Here is a 335-nt window from a genome sequence, read left to right on the forward strand (position 1 = left end):
GGTATGGTTGGCGGCCTGGTGATCGGGCAATCCGCCGTTCAGGCGGGAATCGTCAGTCCGATCATGATCATTGTCGTTGCGGTTACAGCGATTTCCTCCTATACGGTTCCTATTTACTCGGCTGGAACAGCCATCCGAATGCTGCGGTTTTTCATGATGCTTGCCGCCTCTGTCTTAGGCTTGTACGGCGTTATTATGGCTACGCTGCTCCTGCTTTCCCACGTGATGAAGCTGAAAAGCTTCGGCACCAATTACGCAGGCTTCTTCGTTCATTACCAGCCATCGGACTGGAAAGATTCAATCGTGAAATTTCCGCTGAAATGGGTCCATTCCCG

General features: G+C 51.9%; 1 protein-coding gene. It reads left to right on the top strand.

What is annotated here, in order from left to right; genetic code table 11:
• Positions 1-335 (top strand): spore germination protein (locus KVT27_RS24020; protein ID WP_217582112.1); only part of this gene is annotated, 335 nt, incomplete at both ends.

Source organism: Lysinibacillus sp. GbtcB16 (assembly GCF_019091145.1).
GTDB lineage: Bacteria > Bacillota > Bacilli > Bacillales_A > Planococcaceae > Lysinibacillus > Lysinibacillus fusiformis.